The organism is Scytonema hofmannii PCC 7110 (assembly GCF_000346485.2).
Classification (GTDB): Bacteria; Cyanobacteriota; Cyanobacteriia; order Cyanobacteriales; family Nostocaceae; genus Scytonema; species Scytonema hofmannii.
In genome coordinates, this window is sequence record NZ_KQ976354.1 from 1,421,404 (window position 1) to 1,436,241 (window position 14,838).

A 14,838-nucleotide genomic window follows, 5' to 3' on the forward strand; every position below is an offset into this window, starting at 1 on the left:
TAGTAACAAAATGATTTTTTAAAATACCTGTGTTTTCTTACTTCAACTAAATTCAACAAGATTTCGGAAAAGAATTTAATTCCCTATAATTTGTTTTAACATCCAATCAAATCGACTTCCAGCTAGTGCCATTTGAGCTAAAAAATTGGGGCTGAGTTCATTTTCGTATATGCTGTCTTCATCTAAGGGTCGATCTTTGCTATATCTAAGTCTTCCATAGCTTAATTGACTGATAATTCGTTGCTGTTTATCTGCTAACAAAATTGCTAGCACTTTATAAAAACGCGCTGCAAAACCCATATCATGTAGTAGTTTTGCAGCTAGTCTCCACTGAGGAATGGACAACACAATGGAATTTTCCGCAGCCCGGACAGTCATGGATGGTAGAGAAGCTTCCACAAATGGCGTCTCTCCTACTATGTCACCTTTTAATACCCAGGCAAACTCTCGTTCTGAAATTTCACTGTCTTCTAATGATGAAAAAGCATGAACTAGGGGATGATTCTTATCCTCACATATTGAAACTGTCATTTTTCCATCCAGTAAAATATGCAGGGCTTCGATTGGTCTACCTGCATGGATAAGAACTGTACCTGCGGTAATATTTTGCGGAGTCCCTGCGGAAATCATCCAATCAATGTCGCGATCGCTGAGTTCTCCAAAAACAAATAAGATTTCTCGTATTTGGGGTTCGCACAAAGCAATTGTGCTATTTCCCAGCTGGCTAACTATGTTCTCCACTCTGTTTGCTAGCAGAATTGCGATCGCTCGATAAAGATGAGCCGCAAAACTGACATCGTCCTGTAGCTTTCTCAGTAATTGATGTTGCGGAATTGACAAGACAAGGGACTTTTTGATAGATTTTACGGTGGTAGAAGATAAGTAAGTCTCCAGTAAAGGCATCTCTCCTATCATTTCCCCACTCTCTAATCTGGCAATTTCACGTCCTGATATTTCGCCACCTTCCAAAACAGCGAAAGCACGACCCAGTGGATTGTCACTAGCCTGAGACACGGTAACGTCCATTGCTCCATCCAAGAGGATGTATAGTCCATGGAGCGGCTCTCCCTGACGGATAAGAACAGTGTCTGGAGGAATGTGTTTTCGAGTCCCTACAGACACCATCCAGTCAATGTCACTATTACTCAAGGAATTGAGTAAAACTTTTGCCATATGCGCTTTTTCCTTAATTTTTCCTTGAGAGCGCGAGCGGGTAGTTGATTTGTTTCCTACCCACTCATTTTATTTATAGAGTAAAGTTTTTTGTTTTATGCAAATCCCGTCTAGAAAATGGGGAGTGGGGAGTAGGGGGAAAAAATTTTCCTACCTTGTTGTGGGCGATAACCTCCGGTACGCTATGTGCTGAGTTCATAATTAACGGCAACCCAGGATTCGATCGCTACGTACAAACCATCAACGGCTCGAAGGTCTTTGTAGGCGATCGCTTCAGACTTACAACGGCGCAACCAATACACGGGGTACGTTCTATTCTGCGAAAAACTTTACCTACAATGGCATTCAACTTTAATTTGGCTCAATTGATGTACTAGGTAATATCATTTTTAACGGTCAAGCTACTGTGACTGCTATTAGTGAAATCAGTAACCGAGGTGAAATCAAGTAATGCATCACTTAATCCTTCCAACTTGTCAACAGGTAAAGAACGTACCTGCTCGAGTAATGTGTCATCAATATTACCGAAACGACGATTCAGTTGTCGTGTGACAAGTAATACGGCTTCTTGCTGCTTGCCGATTTCAATGCCACTACGCTCGAGCATTGGTAACATATTTCATACTTCGTCCAGCCTCCAAAAGTTGTACTTCAAGTTTAAACTGTTCTTCTAAATCTGGTGGTAGAGTCAACATCCAATCGATGAATGAAGGAGCAAACGCGCAATTTACTGCAACTGCCACAGATCCTGGTAACGATACGCTCACCTACACTTGGAACTTTGGTGATGGTAGCAGGTAACACCGCAACAGATGTCCTCAACCCATCTCATACATATACCGTTGATGGCGAATACACCGTTACACTCACCATTACGGTTAATGCGGGCGCTGTCTCTAACGACACAATGACCGTGACGGTGAAGAAACCACCGACAATGACCGCAAGCGATGTATCAATTATCGAAGGAGACAACGGTAACAAATACGCTGTATTTACTGCCAGCTTGAGTGAAGCCAGCCCAGTAATATATATTGACCAAAGCGAACGATTTGTGTACTGGGTCAAAAGGTAATATATATATATATCATCTAGAAATGTCAGAATTTTGGAGCAGTAGCTATGAATAACGAACAAATTACGATTAAAGAAAGCGCCGCAGAAATAACTAAGTCTTTGCTCCCAGATTTAGAGAAACTCTCAAAGTGCGCCTCTGAACCAGTAGCAGCTGTTTTTATCGATAGCTTACTACGGAGAATGCGCTTTCTACATGATAATTATATGGACACCCCTTATACAGAAGTAGTTATGGCACTACATGATGCACTTGCACACTCAAATCGTTGGATTGACCACACCAACGAACAGTATCAAGGTGCCTATGACCTGCTAATCTCCTTAGTCAATAAAGAAACAATCACGGAAACAGAAGTTGAAAGCTCAATTATCCAACTCGAAAATTTAGGTTTTGATACTTTACCTTTTGGAGTCCACCTTGATAATGATTCTCCTGAAAATGAAGAGGGATAAATTTGTATGTGGTCGCAATCAGCACAAGAACATTTTTTGGACACCTCAGTAATGAGGTCATTGTTACTTGCAACACAAGCATATCAGCTATATTTAAAATCAAAATTAAATAACAGACAGCTTTATATTTCTAATTATGTTCATATGGAAATAAGGCGTAGCTATATAATTAGTATTATTTCTTTTTATTTTATTTTACACTTGGAGAACGTTTATACTATTGGTGATGCTATCACATTATGGAGTAATAAATTCAAAGGCAGCGAGCTGAAAGCAATTTTACAATTAATATCTCAACTTTTTAGCACCAGTCAGCTAAATTTTTCTAACCCATCAGATAAAAATAAAGCTTTGTCTCTTTTGGTAATTTATATAAAACGCTTTGACTTAATAATTAAAACAAAATTTAAATATAGTGAGGATTTTACGAACTGCGCTCGTGCGGAGGTTTCACTTACTATACGCTCACCTATACTTGGAACTTTGGAGATGGTTCACAAACTGTGCAAGGTAAAGATGTCAGCCATGTATTTGCTGACGAAGGTATTTACACCGTCACCCTCACCGTACTCGACTCAGATGGTGCATTAAAGATGTAAGGGCGCAATGCCTTGCGCCCCTACCAAGACTTTCAGGTCATGCATAATTAATTTCACCAGATGTCTATTATTGATGATGATGAATCGCCAACATTGAGTGTTGCTGCCTTCCCTGGTGAGTTGTGGGCACCCAACCACAAGATGGTTGAAGTTAAGGTGAATGTAAAAGTTATTCCTCTTGGGTTATCTTTTTCAACCCGCGTGATTTGACCATTTAGCATCGGATGAAAATTTTCTCATCAAATGTTCATCTTCTTTTCATTCTTTTTTTATCTCCCTATTGAAAAATAACAGTAGCAGAGTTCAATTCTGCTCGCTCCTAGGTACACAAAGAAGCACCCAGCAATATAGTTTCAACAGAAATGTTCAGTTTAACAGTGCTACTTACCCTGGCACTGTTATTTTTTACAGAATTTGTGGCAATTCTTTAAAGACGTTAGCAGCGTCTTTTTTCTGTTGATAATTACAGTCCTGAGGGGATGTCATTTTGATGATAAATTTTTCATGCAATGTTCATCTTCTTTTCATTCTTTTTTTATTTGCGTGATTGAAAATAGCAGTAGAGTTCACTCTTGGGGTATTTGAAATGAAGCCTTTAGCACTATAAGGTTTAACGAAACGTGCTCAATGGGGCGTGTTATCAGAATAGGCTGATAACACTTTTCTTTTTTTTGCAACTAAGTAGGTGGTTTTTTAAGACGAAGCAGTCGTTACGTCTTTTTTTCTGTTTATTAAAAACGTAAAACAGCTTTTTATCATACCACACATTAATCCAAGAGGGGGATGTCATTTTGACTCTTGTGCTTTAATAGCTCCTACCCCCTAAAAACGCAAAATTTCTCGTTCGTAGTTTTTTGGGAGTGGTTCTACCTCCCATACCAATCCTTCTGTTGGTTGGTCAAAAGCGACCTCAATATACAGTAGGTCTACTGGAGTTATAGCTCGATCTTCATTGTTTTCAAATGGTTGCAAATCCTCTGTCAAAAGTCTTAATTTAAATCCTGCAGGAATTTGCTTGCCCAAAGCAACATTTCGCAGTTCAAAGCGCCATCTCCGTTTTTCTGGTTCGCCTTGAGATAGTACCCGCAATTCATATTGTTGATCTGCAATCTCCAATCGCCGAGACAACAGGGGTTTTAATTGTTGTTGCACCCCCCTTCCCCCAGCGAGACTGGATTGTGGTTCCACTTGTACCCAGCCTACTTGTTGTGCTAAGTCTGAAACGCCATTGACCAACCAATTGAGAACAGACCACTGTTCTGGTAGCCCCTGACGTCGTTCATACAAACGTTGTCTCCATCCCCCATGTTCTAAAAGTGATCCCCAAATTGCAAAGGGTACTGATAGTCTTGGTGTCGTCACGGAGGGATTTCCCAAATGATGTATCAAGTTTTCTGCGTGCTTTAGCGTTAAGGACTTAAGGGGAGTCACTAGACTCCGAGTTGGTTCTGTAGGGCAAAGTTGACGCGTCACCCACAGGATATTTAAATCTGGAATTAACTCTTCCTCATCTAAGCAATAAGTGCGATCGCCCAGATCGTAACTACCTTTGGTTTTGAGTTTTTCATGGGTAGCGTACCCCGAAATCCTTATGCAGCCTTCCTCTGCATTGACTTGTATTGCCAGGTAATAATCAGCCGCCCAACTGGGAATATCTACCCATTCTTGTGGAACACGCAATTCACTTAAATAAATAGCCTCCGTTGGAATTAACACCATTCGTGTTGTTCCACAAACAATTGCTGTACCATTCACTACCTCCCAGATACTGGCACGGGCTGAAGCATTTGACCAAGGAGTAACCGAATGATTATATTCTTCTCGCAGCCAAGGCAGAAAAGTACTCAGACAAATTTGATTGAGATAGGCATTCCAGCGACGACTGGGTGTTGAAAAAGATTGGCTGCGATCGCCAGCTTGTGCTTGAACTGTTTGTGATATCTCCAAGCACAACTGAGTTGGATCGGCAAAGGCTTTGGCTGAGTTAAAAGTCATTGAGGCTACTCCTGTTGGACTGGGGGATGGCTATAGTAAATTTTTAACCATTCCTCCATAATGGTGTTTATATATTTAAATACCTCTGAGTTTAGAGAAATATGCAGTTCCTGTTGGCTCCAAACAGCAAGTTCTTTCAGCAAAAATTCTCTTGACTTGGTTAGCCTGCGAGAAACAGTATACTGCTTGACTCCTAGCTGTCGTGCAATCTCCTGTTGAATCAGCCCTTGATTGTAGTATAATTGAAGAATTGCTTGTGCTTCCTGCTCTAGCTTGGCAATAGATGCTTGTAAAACAGCATTGATTTGCGTTTGTTGCGATCGCCTATTTAATTCTTCTTCTCGTGCAATAATTTCCGTGAATAATGATTCTTGGGCAAACTGCGGTAAGTTATCTACTAATTCTCCTGATGTGTTCTCACCTTTAGGGGCATTGAGTGAAGTAAAAGTTGGATACAAATAAGAGCGTGCTGCTTTCGCACAAACAATCATCCACTTTTCCAAAGTTTCTGGACTGCATTCCGCTCCTGGTGGATTTAACTGACTGTGGCGTTCGGAGTTATACAGTTGTGCAATCGCCTTCCAAATGCTTGGCTCTGGCTTGTGAGGAAATTTGGGGCTGCCAGTCGCTGGTATTTGTGGAACATACTCAACCTGGTAACATTTCCAGGCTAACAAGTAACAAGCTATTATATCCGAAGTGAGTCCAGCATTGTTTAAAGATTCTATAAGTTGCTTTTGGCTGAGCTTGCGTAACAATTTCCAATTGGTACAAATGTCAACTTCATGCTGCTGGCGCAGGATTTCTTTGAGTTCTCTGCTAAAAACTGCGCTAGCGTAGTTTTTCAGGTTAAACCCGACTTGAGGGTTAAACCCTTTCAAAACTTTACTGAGACGCGCGATCGCTATCTGAAAGCAGTCAGAGGCGGTGTATTGTACTCCAGAAAAGCTAGAAATTGTTTTTTGCACTGCCCAGTAGCAAACCTCTTGCAAGTAAGCTGACAAATGTGCCTCCGCCAATTTCGTTGCTTCTTTTTGCCACAATTTATACCAGTAAATTGACCAAAAATTTTCAGAAGTTTCTGGTTGTAGCTGACTCGATTGACAAGCGAGCATACTGCGACGCAGCTTGGGGTCAGTTACCCAACCACTTGCTTTGTCTCCATCAAATTGTAGGAAAGTCGAAAAGACTTCAACAATGCTTTGGCGGGGGCGCATGAATAACAGATGTAAAAGTTTTTAAAGAGAACAGGTTTGTATTTTCTCCAGTGTATTACAAACAGCCTAGTGCAATAAAATTTTGTAGTTTTTGCGAAATTATCAAAATAGAACTTGATTTCTTAACTAAGATCTAAGTTAACGAACGCGGAGTGGAGGTCAAGTGAAACATTTCTTCCCAACTGCGGAAGCAAGCCAATTTTGATACAATATTGACTATAGATTATAGATCCCCGACTTCTTTGAGAAGTCGGGGATCTAGTAGCTCCTCAAAATCTATTGTGTGCGATCGTAACTTAACTTTCAGTAAACTTATTTTCCAAGCGGCTTCTTGCATAAAGGTAAACAAAATGTGTCCTCTCGGTGTTGGTACTAGTAGCTCTGCTCATACTCTGACAACAGGGGAAGCAAAGCTTTGGGTCTTTTTAGTCGGGGTGAATCATTATCAAGATGAAAGCTTGCCCTCTTTGCGCTATCCTGCTATTGATTGCCAGGGATTAGCGGAAGCATTGGCAAAGGCAACACGGGGATTTCCTAAAAAGGAAGTGATTATTCATCATGATTTTGGGACACATCCTCCTACCCTAGAGACAGTTCGTAGGAGCTTGCAACAACTTATCTCTCAGACCAGATATCAGGACACAGTGTTATTATATTTTTCCGGACACGGGATGCTAGAGCAGAGTACTCAACAAGCAGTTTTGTGTCTGTCGGATACAAATAAAGACAATCTCTTAACCTCAGGGCTGAGTTTGCAGGCGCTGTTGCAAATTTTAAGTGCTAGTCCCGCCCATCAGCAATTACTTTGTTTGGATACGTGTCATAGTGGCGACATGGTGCTTGTGGGGTCGGGTGCCAAGGGAGCAATTGCTACAGATGAAAATAGTATTACTAAAACTCTGGATATTACACCTCAACTACAGGAAGTATTGCGAAAACGTGCCTCTCAAAGTAAAGGATTTTGTGCATTACTGTCTTGTGACCAAGGACAGCAGTCGTGGGAGTTTCCGGAACTCGGACACGGGCTGTTTACTTACTATCTCATGCGAGGACTGTTGGGTGAAGCAGCAGACTCACAAGGTGTAATAGACGCAGATGGGCTTTACAAATATGTTTATTCTCAAACCTTAAGATATATTGATAAAAAAAATCAACAACTGCGTTTGATCAATCAGCAAAAGCTGAGCCGAGGCGACACTTATCTTCATCCAGAATATCCCCTGCAAACTCCCAAAAGAATTGTAGAAGGGGTAGGAGAGTTAATTGTTGGATTAAAACCCGGAGCAAGTACTGAAGTTGGTTCTGTGCGACGAGCTCTAGTTGTGGATGGGTTTTCAAATCACAAAATTTCTCGCGCCCTAAGTCAGGTTATGAGAGAATCTGGAGGTTTTGAACTGGAGTATTGGCCCCAAAAAGGAAAAGCATGGTCAGAAGTTAGAGAAGCAATCCAATCATGTCTGCGTTGTCAGAGTCCAAAATCGTTAAATTCGCCAGGTGGTTTCCCGACAATAAAACAAACAGCAACAGCATTGCTATACTTGCGGGGTCAAATTGAGGAGATTGAAGATGGGGAAGCTTGGTTAGTTTTAGGAGATGGAGTGCGAATTAGCCGTTCTTGGTTGAGACAAGAATTGCGCCGTTGTGCAAAAACTCAGCAAATTGTTGTGTTGGATTGTCCTGGGGCAACTTCCCTGGCAAAATGGGTAGAAGCGTTACAATTAGGTTCTGAGCAAGGACAATGCGCGATCGCAGTTGCCACACCAAAAGAACAGCCAGAACTATTTTCCCAGATGGTACTGGAAACTCTAACAGCAGCAGATACACAAGTCGGTTTACCAGTTGCTGGATGGATTGCCCAATTGCAAATACTTTTAGAACTCAAAGGAATCCCACTCCATCTTTGGCTATCATCAGCACCAGGTATCCTTGATATGTTACCTGGTAATCTAGCGCGAATTCCCAGTCAGGAAGTAGAAATAAACGAAGAAACTCCAGAATTTCCTACTGCTCAACCTTTAAATAGTTTTAATGTCTTAGGTAGGGACGAGGCTTATTCCTATTTATATCTTGGCTTGGAACAGCAAACACAGCTAGAGCATCTGCTAAAGGAAGAGATCGGACCAATTGCCAGTACCTTATTAAAAAAAGTATTGGCAAAAGTGACTAATTCCGAAGAATTGATAGAAAAATTAGCTCAACACCTGTTACCTCAGCAACGTATTAAGTTTGAGCAGCAAGCAAAGTTGATTTTGCAAGCAATTTCTGTTCAACCTCAACCTCAACCAAGATCGCTTTGTTTACCCAGTCAAAAAAACCAAGTTCTTGATGAAGAGTTTCTGCGTCAATGCGAGCAACAGTTAGCTAATTCAGTTGGTCCGATCGCTCATTTTCTAATTAAAAAGGCTTTGAAGGCTCAACCTTTAATTTCACCTATGGAATTAGTAAATGTATTAATAGCCTACATCCCCAATCCTCAACAGGCTATGGAGTTTCAACAGCGTTTACTAGATTGAGTGGTAAAGAGATTGATTGTTTCAGAGATTTTGAAACGAGTGACTCATTGAGATTTTCCGCCTTTGTCAGATGAAGATTTAGCGTGGAATGTTGAAGAACTTTTTTTAGATCTAGATTGGTAATGGGTAATCTCTAATCTACCCATTACCAAATTAACAGTTACCAATTACCGAGCGTTCTAATCAACCGTTCAGCACGACTGCATAAAACGATTAGGCAAGTTCAACAAACACACCACTGCGTGCAAACTCCTCTTCTTCAGGAGAAAAGTATGGGGCTTTATCTACAAGTTCGGCGTCAAAGTAGTAAGTTTCCTGCAAGAAGTTGCTACTAATGACAGCCTCCTCTAAATCTTTGATGTAGTCTTGTGCAACCAAGCATGCCTCTCTAATACCTTCTTCATCACCTTTTTCCAACAGCTTTTGCAAAGTTGTTCTGACTCCTACCATGCGTGATGCTGGTTTTAAAGTACCATAAAGACGGTAAATGCGATCGCAAGCAATACTATGGTGTTTGAGTGCTTTTGCTTTTGCTAACTCAGAGTCAAGGCTGGGCCAATAGCGGGTAGTGTAAAATGCTTTTTCATCCTTATGGTACCATTCCTCTGAACGAGCAATAGAGGAAGAAACGGTATTGTGTAGTTTCCAAAAGAATAGACGAAGGGAAGAACCGTCCACTACACAGGATAATTTTGCATCTAATGTCACTTCAAAATTCGTTAGCTGTGGATCGCGTCCAAGCAAAAGGTACTCCACAGGGTACATCTCCACTTCCTTGTTTTGGACAACATACATATTAAGGTGATGACGACAGTAAGGACAGGGATACAAGGTAGCAAACAGACGGAAAAAGTCTTGAAAGACGCTCACCAGAGATTTTTGTTGAGCGATTGTTTTAGTACAAAGTATTTCTGCTGTCGTGTGGAAGAAGCGCCATACTACAGGACCAAGGTAGTATGGAAAGCTGACGCGCATCTGTGCATTCTTCACATCATTTCGACCTAAATACACGTCAATAAATGATACGTATTGTGAAAGATCCCCTGACTCACGCCCAAATTCCAAGCGTTCGCGACGCTTTTGTACCCCGTTGAGGTAGTGGTGTGTAAGACGCCATGCTTGCTGAAGTATTAGCTTCTGTTTTGGAGTACATTTTGGAAAGTCTTCTGCAACATCCGCCCCATAGCGAGCGAACTCTCCTGTCGCTTTAGTAGCCTCGTACCACTTGTCTAAAGCTGCTTCATCAGGTACTGTATTACTTTGAATATTTGCTTGTGTACTGACACTAAACGCAGCCAGTAGCTTTGGCATGAAATCTTCATACCAATATGCCACTGGCATCATCGCACCATCTACCTCCTCTGAGGCATTTGAGAGAATGACACGATTCCACTTTTTCAGGTACTCATAAGGATCTTCCCCTGATTGAGTTGGTGGAGGAGCCATCTCCTCATTCAGATCCATATTCCTAAGTCGATTGAGTTCGTTAAGAGCAAGCACTCCTTCTGCAATATCACGCAAGCTGAAATGTTTTTTCTTCAATGTGATTGCAAATTCGACACCCGCAGCAAACTTCTGTTTGACACTAGCAGATTTCCCCCGCGCTTCTAACATCGCTTTTTCCTCTGCCAACATCTCTGTTGTCTTTTCCACTGTCTTCCAGTTTTTGATCCGCTCTTCTAAGCGGACATACTCACTCGTGATTGATTTGACAACTTCATCCAATAAGGGATAGCAGGCTGGTTCCACCACACCTAACCCCTTATACAACTCGATGGCCGTCTTTACAAACTGCACAAAATCTGTAATTCTATAAGGCAGATTTCTCACGCGTAGATGAGTCTCGTGATTGGCTGAAAAACTCTCTCGAAAGCAACGATAAGCTGCTCCTTGAATCAGACGAAACAGCCCAATTTGCATCTGCAAACGGGATGTACCGCGCCTTTGTTCACTAGCCGGACTTTGGGTGAGTAGCTCTTGCACTTGTGCTACCTCTGAACTGCCAAGAGCGATTGCCTCTTGTAAATTAGACTCAGGCGGAGCCGTAGTTGCATTGCTGATAACTGAGCTTTTGGTAGTTGGAATTGGTGAATCTTTATAGCCAGTTGCTACCTCTGATTCGTCTGGCATGAGTTTACAGAACTCTTCAAAGTCAATGGAGCCATCACCATCGTGGTCTACCTCTTTGACCATCTCATCAAGTTCTTCGTCTGTCAACCCAAACTTACTCATCACGGAATGCATTTCGTCTGTAGTGATCTCGCCACTACCGTTTTCATCAAACACACTAAACGCTAGTTTAAGACGGCTGTTGCGATCGCCTTGTTTGGACACCATCAGTGCTTTGAATTCTTCAAAGTCAATGCTACCTGACAAGTCAACATCTACCTCTTTGATCGTGTCGCGCAACTCTGTATCACTTGGGCTTTGTCCCAATGAACGCATAACCTGTCCTAATTCCTCTGTTGAGATAGCACCACTGCCAATACTGCTCGGTTAAGGGAAAGTGAAGCCTAAAATTCCGAAGAAACTGTTCTCGTTTTATTTACGAGAACAAAAATGAGAGAAATTTGTATAAATGAACCCACAAGAGATGAGCAAGTATCTCTCAAGAATGTTTATATTTAATTGAAAAAATCTCTAAACCTTGTCCCTTTTAATTTTCTATCTAGTTCAACTATCTTCTACTACTAGATGATGTCAACTAGCGGTTGTAAAAATTGTAAAAGATAGTTGTTGCCGGGGAGTATAATTATTTCTATGACATCGTTTTTTAGTTTTAAATTTAGAACGAGTTTTCTTGATTACCCTCGGATTAGTTCTGCCTGAGGTTGGTGGTATTTGTAAGTCTAAGATTTCCCAGATTAACCAGCTAAAATATATATTCATATTCTCAAGAGAATGATTAACTTGCTGTTGAAACTGAGGAATAGCACGTCTGACAACTCTTAGAGAACTGGTAAAACTTAAACTTAGGGGAGATATTCCCTTGATTGCTGCACTTTGAAACATTAAATAACGTATACAATAGTGTCCTAGTAACCAACCATAAATTTCTTGGATAACTTCACGAGGATTCTTCGAGCGGATAGGAATTTTACGACCGTTCAGATGGACTTTTAACTCATCCAAGGTGTTCTCAGCTTCCCACCGTTGATGGTATTCTTGGGCTAAGAGCAATGCAGGAAAAGTTGAAATATCCATCAAATCAGTTACTAAACGATACACCTTTTCTACACCCTCAACTTCAATAATATATTCAATGACACGAACAGGTATTTTCGTCGCTCCCTTCTTTCTTGACTTTCCATCAGGAGCAAGCCAACTTAGATAGGAACCATCAGGAAAAGCTTTAACAAACTCAAATTTTACATGAGATGGCACGCGACCAAGAATATGACATTTTTGTTTGATTGCAGCATGAATCATTTTAAATGAGTGCAGTCCTCTGTCCCACATTAACAACATACTCTCCTCAACACTTCTTAATAGCTTTAAAGCTCCTTTTCTCTCTCCAATTCGATATGGACAACAAAATATGTCGATAATTAAATGAGTTCCTGCTTCGACTAAAAAAGTTAACCTAGCTTTGGGAAAAGCCGGATTTGTACCAGGACGAGAACCAGGGTAACCAAATACTTTAGCATTAGTTTCTGTATCAGGAACATCAAAAACTGTGCCATCCAAAGCCATTATTCTCAGTCCACCCAAAAAAGCACCTGGTGTTTTAATTGTTGCTAAAGGTTTTGCAACAATTTCAAATAAACGAGTCATAACAGCAGCACCAATTCGTTGTCTAGCTTCACTTATTGATGAAGATGTTGGTATCTTAAAACGTCTCTTAAAGGGGATTTGCAAAGAATTAAAACCCTGAATGAGATTTTTCAATACATCCACGATTGAATCGGAGGACCAAAAACTCATGGCGATTACTAGAGAGATTACTACGTGTGTAGGAAGTATTCTTTGACGCCGTGCGGTACTACTCGTTGTTGTAATCGCTGCCATAATCGACTCGGTAGGGATGATCTGGTTAAGAGCCAGCAGTAATTGTGCCCGATTTAGGATTTGATTGTTGAATTCAAAGTTAACTAGCATCATTAGCACTCAGTTTTGAAGTGAAATTTCGTATAAGATAATATTGATTAAAACACTTTTTGTTCTCGTAATCTATTCGAGAACTCTATCTTTCCCCAATTCCAATTGATGCCTACGAAAACTGACGATATTATTGCCAGAGCCGAACTCTTACAGCAAGCGATCGCTACTCTACAACTACAAATTCAACAAATTCAAGCTTCAGGAGAAGTTGCACCCGAAGGTTGTTGTGTCCTGCGCTACCAGGCACGCGGTCAAAAAGGAACTTACTGGTACTATAAGTTGCACGCTCAAATGCCGATTTTCCCTACGCAAACTCCTAATAAATTAAGTAAATATAAGCATTTGGGGAAAGCTGGAAGCCCCGCTCATATTGATGCTGTTATGCAAGTTACACGAAGAATGCAAATCGACACCTTAAAAAATACGATTCATTCTCTCAGACAAAACTGGATAGATTTGTACGAAAGTCTCAAAGACAAAAAATAACCTTGCCCATCCGCTTTCAGTTATCGTTTTTAATACGCGAACACATTTGACACTGTTTTACCCTTTATTTCCCTTAACCGAGCAGTATTGGCACCACTGCCATCTTCATCAAAGACTTTAAACGCTTCCCACAGTTTCTCCACCTGCTCATCACTGAGTTCTGTTTTTTCAAGCTCCACTGATGTCATAAATAGTTCTCTCCAAAGAGTTCATTTGCTACTTACACCCACATAAAATGATAAATCTACGCCTTAAAAAAACTAGAATTTTTGCAAAATCCTAAAAGCAGGAAAAGTAGGTTCACCATATTTTTTGTGGCGATCATCTCTATCCTACTAGCGAAGCGACTTGACCCCATGGGACAACAACCATAAGTTGTCTGAGGCTGCTTCTCAATAACTCAATGTACACTTTTGAGCTAGTTTCTACTGATAAAAGCAATTGAAAATCGAGAGCGTATGCGAAGAATTATCCAGACGGACTGGTTCAAGCTACTATAAAAGGTGTTGGCGTAGCAATCCTACAGCACATAACAATGACACGGATTCCATTAACAGAAGCCCAACTTCGTTTACCCGAACTGATTGCAAACCTGCAACCAGGTGAAGAAGTGCAGATTTTTTCCGGCGATCGCACCGTCGCTAGACTGATTGCTGAACTCCAACCAACCCGCAAACCTCGCCAGCCCGGTAGTGCAATCGGAACCTTAATTATCCTGTCCGAAGACGAAACCCACGTGGAAGACTTTCACGATTATATGCCATGAAGTTTCTGCTCGATACTCAGGCATTCCTCTGGTTTGTACTTAATGATTGCGCCCTCAGTCAAGTCGCCTGTGATTTGATTGTCGATCCTCTCAATGACATTTTGCTCAGCCCTGCTTCTTATTGGGAAATTGCCATCAAAGTTAGTATTGGTAAGTATCAAATTCCTGGAAATTTTGAAACATGGATGCAACATCAAATCCAAGTTAACGAATTGGAAATATTACCGATTAAAGTTGCTCACGCAGCCGCGATTGTGACTCTACCATTCCATCATAAAGATCCCTTCGATCGGCTTTTGGTTGCTCAAGCACTTACAGAAAAGATCCCAATCATTAGCGTGGATGCAGTACTAGACAATTATGCAGTCACTCGTCATTGGTAAGTACGATCGCAGGCGATCTGTCACTATACCCTGTCACCCAAACAAATTATCGTCTGGGTGACAATAAGGGTTTCA

At 41.1% G+C, this 14,838-nt stretch carries 17 protein-coding genes; 10 read left to right on the top strand and 7 right to left on the bottom strand.

Going from position 1 to position 14,838, the window contains the following annotated elements:
* Positions 1-75 precede the first annotated feature (75 nt).
* Complete coding sequence (locus tag WA1_RS06140) at positions 76-1,173, bottom strand: cyclic nucleotide-binding domain-containing protein (protein WP_017750079.1); 1,098 nt, start codon at positions 1,171-1,173, stop codon at positions 76-78.
* 155 nt (positions 1,174-1,328) lie between these two features.
* Here WA1_RS06140 and WA1_RS54675 point away from each other — a divergent pair, with 155 nt between their 5' ends.
* Entirely contained in the window at positions 1,329-1,550 is a 222-nt protein-coding gene (locus WA1_RS54675; protein ID WP_148662631.1) for a hypothetical protein, read from the top strand.
* On the opposite strand, the gene WA1_RS06145 is transcribed toward WA1_RS54675, so the two are convergent.
* The gene (locus tag WA1_RS06145; protein WP_026135382.1) at positions 1,547-1,789 is read right to left on the bottom strand and encodes a DUF4351 domain-containing protein; all 243 of its coding nucleotides are present in this window, start codon (positions 1,787-1,789) and stop codon (positions 1,547-1,549) included. The two genes, WA1_RS54675 and WA1_RS06145, sit on opposite strands and share 4 nt — an antisense overlap.
* Positions 1,790-1,875: 86 nt before the next feature.
* Here WA1_RS06145 and WA1_RS61580 point away from each other — a divergent pair, with 86 nt between their 5' ends.
* From WA1_RS61580 to WA1_RS56655, 5 genes are all read left to right on the top strand, one after another.
* Entirely contained in the window at positions 1,876-1,974 is a 99-nt protein-coding gene (locus WA1_RS61580) for a PKD domain-containing protein (RefSeq protein ID WP_419183584.1), read from the top strand.
* On the top strand, positions 1,961-2,248 hold the full coding sequence (locus WA1_RS06150) for a PKD domain-containing protein (protein ID WP_017750076.1): 288 nt from the start codon (positions 1,961-1,963) through the stop codon (positions 2,246-2,248). The genes WA1_RS61580 and WA1_RS06150 overlap by 14 nt, the downstream gene beginning before the upstream one ends.
* A 47-nt stretch (positions 2,249-2,295) precedes the next feature.
* On the top strand, positions 2,296-2,703 hold the full coding sequence (locus tag WA1_RS06155) for a hypothetical protein (protein ID WP_017750075.1): 408 nt from the start codon (positions 2,296-2,298) through the stop codon (positions 2,701-2,703).
* 503 nt (positions 2,704-3,206) lie between these two features.
* The gene (locus tag WA1_RS61585; protein ID WP_158516599.1) at positions 3,207-3,302 is read left to right on the top strand and encodes a PKD domain-containing protein; all 96 of its coding nucleotides are present in this window, start codon (positions 3,207-3,209) and stop codon (positions 3,300-3,302) included.
* Between the two features lie 60 nt (positions 3,303-3,362).
* Complete coding sequence (locus WA1_RS56655; RefSeq protein WP_017750073.1) at positions 3,363-3,512, top strand: hypothetical protein; 150 nt, start codon at positions 3,363-3,365, stop codon at positions 3,510-3,512.
* 612 nt (positions 3,513-4,124) lie between these two features.
* Here WA1_RS56655 and WA1_RS06165 read toward each other — a convergent pair.
* Positions 4,125-5,297, bottom strand: coding sequence for a DUF1822 family protein (locus WA1_RS06165; protein ID WP_017750072.1), 1,173 nt, complete (start codon positions 5,295-5,297; stop codon positions 4,125-4,127).
* 5 nt (positions 5,298-5,302) lie between these two features.
* On the bottom strand, positions 5,303-6,514 hold the full coding sequence (locus WA1_RS06170; protein WP_017750071.1) for a sigma-70 family RNA polymerase sigma factor: 1,212 nt from the start codon (positions 6,512-6,514) through the stop codon (positions 5,303-5,305).
* 350 nt (positions 6,515-6,864) lie between these two features.
* Here WA1_RS06170 and WA1_RS06175 point away from each other — a divergent pair, with 350 nt between their 5' ends.
* Positions 6,865-9,027, top strand: a complete 2,163-nt coding sequence (locus tag WA1_RS06175) for a caspase family protein (protein ID WP_017750070.1) — start codon at positions 6,865-6,867, stop codon at positions 9,025-9,027.
* Between the two features lie 213 nt (positions 9,028-9,240).
* Here WA1_RS06175 and WA1_RS06180 read toward each other — a convergent pair whose 3' ends face one another.
* Both WA1_RS06180 and WA1_RS06185 read right to left on the bottom strand, forming a co-directional pair.
* Positions 9,241-11,514: an EF-hand domain-containing protein gene (locus WA1_RS06180; RefSeq protein ID WP_066612760.1), complete on the bottom strand. Its 2,274-nt coding sequence runs from the start codon at positions 11,512-11,514 to the stop codon at positions 9,241-9,243.
* Between the two features lie 213 nt (positions 11,515-11,727).
* Positions 11,728-13,128 (bottom strand): IS4 family transposase, encoded by a 1,401-nt coding sequence (locus WA1_RS06185; protein ID WP_026135398.1) that lies wholly within the window; start codon positions 13,126-13,128, stop codon positions 11,728-11,730.
* A gap of 105 nt (positions 13,129-13,233) precedes the next feature.
* On the opposite strand from WA1_RS06185, the gene WA1_RS06190 reads away from it, so the two are divergent.
* Positions 13,234-13,614 carry a hypothetical protein gene (locus WA1_RS06190; protein WP_017750188.1) on the top strand — a complete coding sequence of 127 codons (381 nt, stop codon included), beginning with the start codon at positions 13,234-13,236 and terminating at the stop codon, positions 13,612-13,614.
* A gap of 29 nt (positions 13,615-13,643) precedes the next feature.
* Here WA1_RS06190 and WA1_RS56660 read toward each other — a convergent pair whose 3' ends face one another.
* On the bottom strand, positions 13,644-13,802 hold the full coding sequence (locus tag WA1_RS56660; RefSeq protein WP_158516600.1) for an EF-hand domain-containing protein: 159 nt from the start codon (positions 13,800-13,802) through the stop codon (positions 13,644-13,646).
* Positions 13,803-14,149: 347 nt separating this feature from the next.
* On the opposite strand from WA1_RS56660, the gene WA1_RS06195 reads away from it, so the two are divergent.
* Together WA1_RS06195 and WA1_RS06200 are read left to right on the top strand one after the other, a co-directional pair.
* A complete protein-coding gene (locus WA1_RS06195; RefSeq protein WP_017749647.1) occupies positions 14,150-14,380 on the top strand; it encodes a type II toxin-antitoxin system Phd/YefM family antitoxin in 231 nt (76 codons plus the stop codon).
* On the top strand, positions 14,377-14,763 hold the full coding sequence (locus WA1_RS06200) for a type II toxin-antitoxin system VapC family toxin (protein WP_017749646.1): 387 nt from the start codon (positions 14,377-14,379) through the stop codon (positions 14,761-14,763). The genes WA1_RS06195 and WA1_RS06200 overlap by 4 nt, the downstream gene beginning before the upstream one ends.
* Positions 14,764-14,838: the final 75 nt, after the last annotated feature.